Source organism: Longimicrobium sp. (assembly GCF_036280135.1).
In the GTDB taxonomy this organism is placed as follows: domain Bacteria; phylum Gemmatimonadota; class Gemmatimonadetes; order Longimicrobiales; family Longimicrobiaceae; genus Longimicrobium.
This window is the reverse complement of the sequence record NZ_DASURI010000282.1, coordinates 1-9,321: the sequence shown is the minus strand read 5'-3', so window position 1 is coordinate 9,321 and position 9,321 is coordinate 1. Positions and strand designations below refer to the sequence as shown.

The window sequence follows — 9,321 nt, the reverse complement described above, 5'->3', positions numbered from 1 at the left end:
GAATGCCGTTCCACTTGGCACTTGGTACTTGTCACTTGGCACTTCTACTACTGTCCCCGCGGGTGGCCCGGCGGCAGCACGATGCCCATGGGGGGCGGCTGCTCGCTAAGACGGCGCAAAAAGGCCGCGTAGCTCTCGTTGTTGGTGGCCAGCGGCTTGTGCACGGCCGGCAGCGCGCGGATCTGCTGCCGCGTGGCCTGCATGCGGGCCGCCGTCCCCGGGTGCGTGCTGAACCAGCTCACCTGCGCGCTGCCGGGGATGTGCTGCTCCTCCTGCCACAGCGTGCTGAACAGGCTGAGCATGCCCCGCGGGTCCACGCCGGAGCGCACCAGGTAGTCCACGGCCAGGCGGTCGGCCTCCTGCTCGTCCGCCCGGGAGTTCTGGGCCTGCCACAGGGCGCCGCCCAGGTCCAGCGCCTCCTGGTCCAGCATGGGCTCGCGCCCCAGGATCAGCTGGTACATGGTGCGCGACATGGAGCGCGTGCGCATCTGCCGCTGCAGGTTCTCGGCGCCGTGGCGCGCGGCCACGTGGCCAATCTCGTGCGCCAGGATCCCCGCCAGCTCCGAGATGTTCTGCGTGCGCTCGATGAGCCCGCGGTTCACGTACACGTGCCCGCCCGGCAGCGCGAACGCGTTGAGCGCGGGCGAGTCCACGATGTAGAAGTGGTACTGCAGGGCCGGCCGCTCGCTGTGGCTGGCGATGAGCCGGCCCAGGTCGTTGACGTACAGGTTGAGCGGAACGTCCTGCACCAGCGGCACCTGCCCGTTGATCTGCGTGGCGATCTGGTTGCCGATGGCGACCTCGCGCTGCTCGGTCACGCAGCCGCCCAGGGCCAGCGTCGCCGCGAGCACCGCGGCGGCGGGCCAGGGCCGGGCGCGGCGCGCCCGGCCGGCGGAGGACGTTCCGCGGGCGCTCACCGGCCGCGGTCCGCGGGGGCGGGCAGCGACGCCACGCGCGAGCGGAAGTTCTGGAAGGCCCGCGTGTCCGTGGTCAGGTTGCTGCCCGTGGCGCCCGGCGTGCGGGCGATGGCCGCCTGCGCGTTGGTCACCCGCTCCTGCGTGGTGGGGTGCGTGGCGAACCACTGCTCCACGCGGCTGGGCTGGCGCTGCTGCATGCTCAGCAGCTCCTGGAAGAACGTCACCATGCCCCGCGGGTTGTAGCCCGCGCGCACCATGTAGCCCACGGCCACCGCGTCGGCCTCGCGCTCGGCGTCGCGCGTGTAGCCGGCGAACACGGCGCCGCCGCCCAGCTGGATGCCCGCCTGCTCCACGCCCGACGGGTTGCGGCCCAGCAGCACGCCGTACAGCACCTGCAGGCCCAGGTTGGCGTTCTGCGCGCGCTGCAGCTGCTCGATGCTGTGCCGCTGCGCCACGTGGCCAATCTCGTGCGACAGCACGCCGGTGAACTCCGACAGGTTGTCGGCCCGCTCGATGAGGCCGCGGTTCACGTACACGTAGCCGCCCGGCAGGGCGAAGGCGTTGACAACGTCGGAGTTCACCACGTAGAAGTTGTACCGGATTCCGCGCGGATCGGCGATGGCGGCGATCTGCTGGCCGATCTGGTTCACGTAGTTGAGCGTGGGCCCGTCGTTCAGCAGGGGCAGCTGCTGGTTGATCTGGCGCGAGTAGTCGGCGCCCAGGGCCACCTCCTGCTGGGTGCTGACGGCGCCGGCGCAGGCCGCGGTGGATGCGGCGCCGGCCATGGATACCACGATTGCGACGCGGCGGAACGAGCGTCTAAGTGCTTGTGACATAAGCTTCTCCAGGCTGTCGTTTGAAGCGTTGAGCCCTTTGGGAAGGCAAAAGGCGGACCAGTTGAAAACCTCGTGCTGACCCGCCGCGAAGAGCGGCTGCTGCGGTCGCTGCGCCAGCGCAAGGCGCGCGAGTCCGAAGGCCTGTTCCTGGCCGAAGGCGTGCGCGCCGTCGAAGACCTGCTCGCATCGCCCCTCCCCGTGCGCCTGGCCGTCGCGGCGTCCTCGCTGGGGGACACGCCCCGGGGACAGGCGCTGACGGATGCCCTGTTCCGTAAACGCGTGCCCCTGCATGACATAGCGGACCGCGAGCTGGCGGAGCTGGCGGACACGGAGACGCCGCAGGGCATCCTGGCCGTGGCGCCCATCCCCCGCGTGGGGCTGGACGCGCTGCGGGTAGAGGCGCATGATCCCGCCGTCGTCCTGGTGCTGGACGCCGTGCAGGACCCCGGCAACTTCGGCACCCTGGCCCGCACGGCCGAGGCGCTGGGGGCCGTGGGCCTCGTCGCGCTCCCGGGAACGGTGGATCCCTGGAATCCCAAGTCCGTCCGCGCGGCCATGGGCTCCACCTTTCGCCTGCCCGTCGTCGAGGTGGGGTGGGACGAGCTCGCGCCGTGGCTGGCCGCGAACGACGTGACGACGCTGGCGGCCGTCGTGGGGGGCGAGCCGCTGGGAGAGCCGCGTCCGCGGCGCGCGGCGCTCGTGCTGGGGAACGAAGGCGCGGGCGTGGGGGATGAGACGCGCGCGCGGGCGCACCGCGGCGTGGGCATTCCCCTGCGCGGCCGTGCCGAGTCGCTCAACGTGGCCGCCGCCGGCGCCATCCTGCTCCACGAACTTCTCCGCTGAAAGCGCGTTCCGATCGATGGAGATCCTGCTGATGGTCTACGCCGGCGTCGTGGGCGCCTGCGTGGGCTCGTTCCTCAACGTGTGCGTGTACCGCTGGCCGGTGGACAAGTCGGTGGTCTCGCCGCCCAGCAGCTGCCCCGCGTGCGGAACGCGCATCCGGTGGTACGACAACGTCCCCGTGCTGGGGTGGCTGTGGCTTCGCGGCAAGTGCCGGGCGTGCGGCAACCGCATCAGCGTCCAGTATCCCCTCGTGGAGCTGTTCACGGCGCTGCTGTGGGTGATGGCCGTGTGGCGGTTCGGGTTCGGCTGGCAGGCCCTGTCCACGGCGCTGTTCTTCACCATCCTGCTGGGCATCGCCCTTTCGGACGCGGCCACGTACATCATCCCCGACCAGTTCACCATCGGCGGCACGGTGCTGGGGCTGGCGCTGTCGTTCGCGCCCGGGTACATGACGCCGCTGCAGTCGGTGATCGGCGCGGCGACGGGGTTCGGGGTGCTGTGGCTGGTGGCGATCCTGGGGGAGTGGGCGTTCAAGAAGGAGGCGATGGGGGGCGGCGACATCAAGATGATGGCCATGGTGGGCGCGTTCCTGGGCCCCATCGGCGTGATGCTGACGATCTTCCTGGGCGCCCTGTTCGGCTCGCTGATCTTTGGCCCCATCAGCGTGAAGACGGGCAAGCTGGTGCCCTTCGGCATCTTCCTGGCGCTCGGCGCCGCCATCACGGAGCCGTTTGGCCAGGCGATGATCGACTGGTACGTGCGGAGCTTTCTGGGGGGATGAGGCGGGGCCCTCACCCGCTCGCTGTCGCTCGCACCCTCTCCCGCAAACTGCGCGGGAGAGGGTGTATACTTCTACCGGCCGTGGTGCGTGGGAGCACGGTCCGGGAGACGGATGAGTCGGGAACCGGAACGGCTGGACGGGAGATGCGAGATGGAGCGCGATCAGGTGATGGCGTCCGAGGCGATGCGTGGTCGTGTCGCGGACTTGGTGCGGCGGGAGAATGCGGGTGATCTGTCGGCAGATGAAGCCGCCGAGCTCGACGGCTATCTCGATGTCGAGCACCGGATGCGCCTCGCGCGGGCCCGGACGGCGAGCGCGGAGGCGGAGCGGTAGAAGCGAGTCCCGTGCGCGCACCCCCGGCGAATGAATTCGCGGCTCGGATGGCGCGATGTCGGCCTGCGCCGACAGGTCGGGGCAGGGCGGGTGCCGTGGGATGCACGGAGCCCGCGCGGTCGAATCGCCGGCCCCGCGACGGGTGGTGACCGCCGGAGAAGGTGAAGCCCCGCCGTGCGACGCGAAGCGTCGTCAGGGCGGGGCTTTCCGCTGTCGTAGCGGCGGCTTTAGCCGCTCAGGCTGGAGCCGCGCCGACGTGCTGGATCTCGAATCGTTCTATCCCGAACCGCGCCACGTCCGGGCACCACGCGCCGCCGGAGAGCAGCGTGCCTACCCGCTCGCCCGTGAGCGGCGCGAGGAGGATGCCGTTGCGGTAGTGGCCCGTGGCGTAGACGAGGTTCGGCACCTCCGGGTCCGGGCCCAGGATCGGAAAGCCGTCCGGCGTGCCGGGGCGCAGGCCGCTCCACGTCTCCGCCAGCGGCGCGTGCTCCAGCGCGGGGGCGATCTCCGTCGCGCCGTCGATCAGCCGGCACAGGCCCCACGGCGTCACGGCCTTGCGGTCGCCCGTGCGCTCCACCGTGGCGCCGGCGATCACGCGGCCGCCCGCGCGGGGCACCAGGTAGCACCGCGGCGAATCCACCACGTGGCGAAAGAGCGGCGGCACCGTCTCCAGCGCCAGCAGCTGTCCGTGCACGGGCTCCACGGGGATCGGCCGCGGCAGCCCGTCCATGCGCCCCGCCCACGCGCCGCCCGCGATCACCACCGCGCCCGCCGTCACCCGCTCGCCGCCCGCGCACTCCACGCCCGTGGCGCGGTCGCCGTCGCGCAGCAGCCGCACGGCGTGGGCGCCCAAGCGGAACGCCGCGTCGGCCCGCGCCGCCGCGGACCACAGCGCGGCGCCCAGCGCGCGGTTGTCCACCTGGTGGTCGCCGGGAAACCGCAGGGCCGACCGCACGGCGGGCGACAGGGCCGGCTCCGCCTCGCGCGCCTCCCGCGCCGTCAATCGCTCGACGGGGAGGCCCGCGGCGGACTGCCACGCCCAGCGGTGCACCAGCTCCGCCTCGTCCTCCTCGCGGAGCGCGGCGTACAGCGTCCCCGCGTCGCCGTAGCCCACGTCGATCCCCGTCTCGTCCCGCAGCGCGGCGGCGTACGCGGGATAGATCTCGCGCGCCGACAGCAGCAGGTCCAGGAACGGCCCGGGCGCGTCCGCCTCGGCCAGGGGCGAGAGCATGCCCGCGGCGGCCCACGACGCTTCCAGCCCCGGCGTCCCGCGCTCCAGGACGACGACGGACAGCCCGTCGCGCGCGGCGCGGCGGGCGATGGCGCATCCGATCACTCCCCCGCCGACGATGACGACGTCGGCGGTCCGTTCATGCTTCGTCATCCCCGGAATTTCTCATCCATGGGTCGCAGAGGCAAACGGACGAGGGCGCGACGGATCATCCGCCGCGCCCCCGCATCCGTATCTTCGCTTTCGCACTTTCGCACTTTCGCACTTTCGCACTTCCTGCCGCACTCACGCACTTTCCGTCAGGTAGGCCTCGAACAGCCGCACGGCGTTCTCCACGTCCGCCGGGTCCACGGCCTCGAACGGCGAGTGCGAGTAGCGGATGGGGGGCGCCACCAGCAGCGTCTCCATCCCCTGGCGCACGAGGTGCGCGCCGTCGGACGAGTAGTGAAAGAGGACGAGGTCCTGCACGGGGATCTCGTGCTTTTCGGCCACGGCCCGCAGCTCGCCCAGCAGCCGGCGCGAATAGTGGACGCTGCTGTCGCGGTGGACGAGCGCCGGCCCGGCGCCGAGGCGGATGGGCACGTGCGCCTCGGACACGGTGGGGATGTCGCCCGCCAGGCCGTTGTCGATGATGAAGCCCATGTCGAACGACCGCCCGTCGCGCGCCACGCTGCTGGCGCCCACCATCCCGATCTCCTCCTGCACCGTCAGCGCGAGCGTCACGTCAAAGCGCGGCGCCCGCTCCGCCAGGCGCCGCGACAGCTCCACGAGCACGGCCACGCCCAGCCGGTCGTCCATGGCCTTGCCCACGAGGAGCCGGCCCACGCGCTGGATGCCGGGATCCCACACCATCCGCGTGCCGATGCGGATGCCGCGCTCCGCCGCCTCCTCCGCCGTCAATCCGACGTCCACGAACAGCTCGTCCCAGCCCAGCTTCGTCCGCTCGCGCTGGTCCGGCGTGAGGGCGTGGCCCGTGGTCGTGGCCAGGATGCCGGGCACGGGGCCGCCGTCCGCCAGGATGCGAAAGCGGTGGCCGATGAAGTAGGGGGACGAGAAGGTGTCGCGCTCGCCGGGAATCACGCGAAGAAAGCCCTCCGGCGTGATGGAGCGGACGATGAGCGACAGCTCGTCCGCGTGGGCGGCGAGAAGGACGCGGGGGCCCGGGCCGGGGATGCGCAGGTACAGGTTGCCCACGGGGCTGCGCGACACCTCGCCGCGGCCCTCCCACTGGCGGGCCACCCACTCCGTCACCGCGTCTTCCTGCCCCGTGGGACCCGGCAGGTCGCACAGGGTGCGCAGCAGCTCTTCCATGGGCTCCATGGCTGGGGGCGCGCCGGGCGCCGCCGTGGTCCCCCGCGACGTCGCAAGACGGGCGCCGCGGGCGGCTTCGGGCGTGAAGGCCGCGCAGGCGTCGGCGTCCAGCCGCGCGTCGGGCGCCGCGTCCCGCATCCTGAAGTCGCTCATGGCTGTTCGTCTCCGGTATGGTCCGCGTCCACGGCCCCGATCCCCTGCGCCAGGTAGTCGCGCGACAGCTCCACGTAATGGGCCGCGCTGGTGGTGATCCACCGCAGCGACTCGCCCTCCAGCGTCTTCTTGACGACGGCCGGCGTTCCCGCGGCCAGCGCGCGCGGGGGGATGCGTCCGCCCTGGCTGACCACGGCCCCCGCGGCGATGAGCGCCTCCTCGCCCACGACGGCCTTCTGCAGGACGACGGCGTTCATCCCGATAAGCGCCCGCGCGCCCACGTCGCAGCTTTCCAGGATGGCCCCGTGCCCGATGGTCACGTCCGGGCCGATGATCGTCGGTCCCTGGCGGCTGACGTGGAGCACGACGTTGTCCTGCACGCTCGTCCGCGCGCCCACGCGGATCTCGAACTCCGGCTCGTCCCCGCGGATCACGGCGCCGAACCAGATGCTGGCCTCGGCCTCCACCGTCACGTTGCCGATGATGACGGCCGTGGGCGCCACGAAGGCGGAGGGGTGGATGCGCGGATGGATCCCCGCGAAGGGAAGGATGACGGCCATCAGTCCGCCCCTCCCAGGACCGACGCCAGGCGCGCCCCGTCCACGTTGCTCCCGGTGAGCACCACGGCCACGGGGCCGGGCCCCGCCGCGCCGTCCAGCAGGGCCGCCACGGCCACGGCCGCCGATCCTTCCGCCACGATCCCCTCCTCCTCGTACAGGCGGCGCATGGCGCGCCGCACGGCTGCTTCCGAAACGACGACCACCTCGTCCACGACGCGGGACGCCAGGGCCAGGCTGCGTTCGTCCACGTCCCCCGACAGCCCCTCGCACACGGTCGGCCCGTAGGGGACGGAGACCAGGCGGCCGGCCTCCAGCGAGGCGTGCATGGCCCGCGTCTCGTCCGTCTGCGCGCCCGCGACGCGGATGCCGCGCCCCAGCGCCCGCGCCACGATCCCGACCCCGCCCACGAGCCCCCCGCCGCCGATGGGGACGACGAGGGTCCGCACCCCCGGCAGGTCCTCCAGGATCTCCAGCCCCACCGTCCCCTGTCCCGCCACGACGGCGGGGTCGCTGAAGGCGTGGACAAAGGTGGCACCCGAGCGTCTCGCGTGCGCCTCGGCGGCGTGGTGGGCCTCGTCGTAGCCGCCCTCGATCTCCCGCAGCTCCGCGCCCCAGCGGGCGATGCGGCGCTTCTTGGCGTCCGGCGCCTCCGCGGGGACAAAGACGAGGGCCGACGCGCCCAGGAGCGACGCGGCCAGCGCCACGCCCTGTCCGTGGTTCCCCGCGGACGCCGTCACCAGCCCCCGTGCCCGCGCCTCCGCGGAGAGCGTGGCGATGGCGTTGTACGCGCCGCGCACCTTGAACGAGCCCGTGCGCTGCTGCGTCTCCAGCTTGAGCCACACGTCCGTCCCGGTCTCCGCGGACAGCCAGGGCGAGCGCTCCAGCGGCGTGCGGTGGACCACGCCCCGCAGCCGCCGCGCGGCCGCCAGGACGTCCGGCATCGCAGGAACGTCCCCAAAGGGCTCGCCCCCCGGGCGTGCGGCGTCCACCGCGTCCGCCCGGGAATGGAACGTGCGGGCGCGCGCGGTCCGGCTCAAGGCATCCGGAAGGTGGCGGTGCTTTCCACGGGATGGCTGGTGGAGGTGATCCACCCCCGCGCCGTGAGGTCGCCCGTCACGCGCCGGCCCGGCACCCAGTGCTCCGTGATGGTGCGCGTCTCGCCCGGCGCCAGCGTCTCGTCGCGCAGGGCCTGCATGAAGCGCATGGCCTGCGACCACTGCCACAGCGTCTCGCCGCCCCGCAGGACGGCAAAGTCGTACGTCTGCCCCGTGTTGAACCGCATCACCAGGGGTGCCGTGGTCACGTTGGTGAGCTGCAGCGCCAGGTGCACCGTGTCGCCCACGGGCTCCACCGTGAGCGACGTCACCAGGGCCGGGCCCGCGGCGGCACCGGGCGCGGCGGCGGGGGGCGCCGGGTGCGCGCAGGCGGCCAGCAGGAGAGCAAGGGCGGCAAGGGTGCGGCGGACGGGCATCACGGCTGGGCTCGGGATCGGGGGCGAACGTCCACGGGAACGGCGTTTCGAGCGGACGTTCGACCGCTGCAAAATCGGACGAAGGGCAAATTAGACGCCACGGAGAATGGGCGTCAAGCAAGGATTTTCATCGTTCCGTAACCTGCTTGCGAAAAATTTCACAAGCTCCTATATTGGGCGCGCCGACACCCCCCCAGGATGCGAGGAGCGAGCCAGAATGCCGGCAGATCCGATGCACCCCGGGCCCAGGCAGGGCGGGCCGCAGATGGGCGACATGATGGGGGCGGGGCTTCAGTTCGCCGTCGTCATCATCGTGTTCCTGTTCGCGGGGATGTGGGCGGACCGCAAGCTGGGCACGGCCCCGTGGCTCATGATCGCGGGCGTGTTCATCGGCCTGACGACGGGCTTCTGGTCCATGTACACCCGCCTGGTGCTGCGTCCGCGGGACGAGGCCCGGGACAAAGACGAGAGGACGAAGTGAAGCGGGGCATGATCTACACCGCCGCGGCCCTGGCCGCGGCCGCCGTCATCGCGCTGATCGGGCTGGGGCTTGCGCCGCAGTACCGGGACGGCGTCCTGGCGGGCGCCGGCATCGCCGCCGTGGTGCAGGTCGCGGTGTTCTGGATCTTCTTCGTCTGGCTGTTTCCCGACCGGGGCTGGCACGGCTACGGCCTGGGCTTTCTGGTGCGGCTGGCGGTGTTCGCCGTGGCCGCGTTCGTGGTGGTGCCGCGGCTGGGCCTGCCCTTCGCGGCCACCCTGTTCTCGCTCGTCGGCGTGTTCTGGCTGACGACGATGCTGGAGCCGGTGTTTCTCAAGACGCGTACGTCGAACCCGACGCAAGGATGAAGCGCAACCTCCTGCTGGCGCTGCTGATTGCCGCCGCCC

Annotated in this window: 12 protein-coding genes; 5 read left to right on the top strand and 7 right to left on the bottom strand. The window is 72.2% G+C overall.

Annotated features, from left to right (window positions below; all coding sequences use genetic code 11):
- Window positions 1-47 precede the first annotated feature (47 nt).
- Window positions 48-917, bottom strand: coding sequence for a M48 family metallopeptidase (locus VFZ20_RS08970; protein ID WP_329683519.1), 870 nt, complete (start codon window positions 915-917; stop codon window positions 48-50).
- Window positions 914-1,702 carry a M48 family metallopeptidase gene (locus tag VFZ20_RS08965; protein ID WP_329683521.1) on the bottom strand — a complete coding sequence of 263 codons (789 nt, stop codon included), beginning with the start codon at window positions 1,700-1,702 and terminating at the stop codon, window positions 914-916. Before VFZ20_RS08965 ends, VFZ20_RS08970 begins: the two co-directional genes overlap by 4 nt.
- A 123-nt stretch (window positions 1,703-1,825) precedes the next feature.
- Between VFZ20_RS08965 and VFZ20_RS08960 the strand changes: the two genes are divergently transcribed.
- The 3 genes from VFZ20_RS08960 (at window position 1,826) to VFZ20_RS08950 (ending at window position 3,710) form a co-directional block, all read left to right on the top strand.
- Complete coding sequence (locus VFZ20_RS08960; RefSeq protein ID WP_329683518.1) at window positions 1,826-2,596, top strand: RNA methyltransferase; 771 nt, start codon at window positions 1,826-1,828, stop codon at window positions 2,594-2,596.
- 16 nt (window positions 2,597-2,612) lie between these two features.
- Complete coding sequence (locus VFZ20_RS08955) at window positions 2,613-3,377, top strand: prepilin peptidase (RefSeq protein WP_329683517.1); 765 nt, start codon at window positions 2,613-2,615, stop codon at window positions 3,375-3,377.
- 150 nt (window positions 3,378-3,527) lie between these two features.
- Window positions 3,528-3,710, top strand: a complete 183-nt coding sequence (locus tag VFZ20_RS08950) for a hypothetical protein (protein ID WP_329683516.1) — start codon at window positions 3,528-3,530, stop codon at window positions 3,708-3,710.
- Window positions 3,711-3,945: 235 nt separating this feature from the next.
- On the opposite strand, the gene thiO is transcribed toward VFZ20_RS08950, so the two are convergent.
- From thiO to VFZ20_RS08925, 5 genes are all read right to left on the bottom strand, one after another.
- Window positions 3,946-5,094 carry a glycine oxidase ThiO gene (thiO, locus tag VFZ20_RS08945; protein ID WP_329683515.1) on the bottom strand — a complete coding sequence of 383 codons (1,149 nt, stop codon included), beginning with the start codon at window positions 5,092-5,094 and terminating at the stop codon, window positions 3,946-3,948.
- A 132-nt stretch (window positions 5,095-5,226) separates the two neighbouring features.
- Window positions 5,227-6,405 (bottom strand): M42 family metallopeptidase, encoded by a 1,179-nt coding sequence (locus VFZ20_RS08940; RefSeq protein WP_329683514.1) that lies wholly within the window; start codon window positions 6,403-6,405, stop codon window positions 5,227-5,229.
- Window positions 6,402-6,965 (bottom strand): gamma carbonic anhydrase family protein, encoded by a 564-nt coding sequence (locus tag VFZ20_RS08935; protein ID WP_329683513.1) that lies wholly within the window; start codon window positions 6,963-6,965, stop codon window positions 6,402-6,404. The genes VFZ20_RS08940 and VFZ20_RS08935 overlap by 4 nt, the downstream gene beginning before the upstream one ends.
- Window positions 6,965-7,906 carry a threonine ammonia-lyase gene (locus VFZ20_RS08930; protein WP_329683512.1) on the bottom strand — a complete coding sequence of 314 codons (942 nt, stop codon included), beginning with the start codon at window positions 7,904-7,906 and terminating at the stop codon, window positions 6,965-6,967. The genes VFZ20_RS08935 and VFZ20_RS08930 overlap by 1 nt, the downstream gene beginning before the upstream one ends.
- A gap of 92 nt (window positions 7,907-7,998) precedes the next feature.
- Entirely contained in the window at window positions 7,999-8,436 is a 438-nt protein-coding gene (locus tag VFZ20_RS08925; protein WP_329683520.1) for a BsuPI-related putative proteinase inhibitor, read from the bottom strand.
- Between the two features lie 217 nt (window positions 8,437-8,653).
- Here VFZ20_RS08925 and VFZ20_RS08920 point away from each other — a divergent pair, with 217 nt between their 5' ends.
- Together VFZ20_RS08920 and VFZ20_RS08915 are read left to right on the top strand one after the other, a co-directional pair.
- Window positions 8,654-8,917 (top strand): AtpZ/AtpI family protein, encoded by a 264-nt coding sequence (locus tag VFZ20_RS08920; RefSeq protein WP_329683511.1) that lies wholly within the window; start codon window positions 8,654-8,656, stop codon window positions 8,915-8,917.
- An 8-nt stretch (window positions 8,918-8,925) separates the two neighbouring features.
- Window positions 8,926-9,282, top strand: coding sequence for a hypothetical protein (locus tag VFZ20_RS08915; protein ID WP_329683510.1), 357 nt, complete (start codon window positions 8,926-8,928; stop codon window positions 9,280-9,282).
- The last annotated feature ends 39 nt before the right edge of the window (window positions 9,283-9,321 follow it).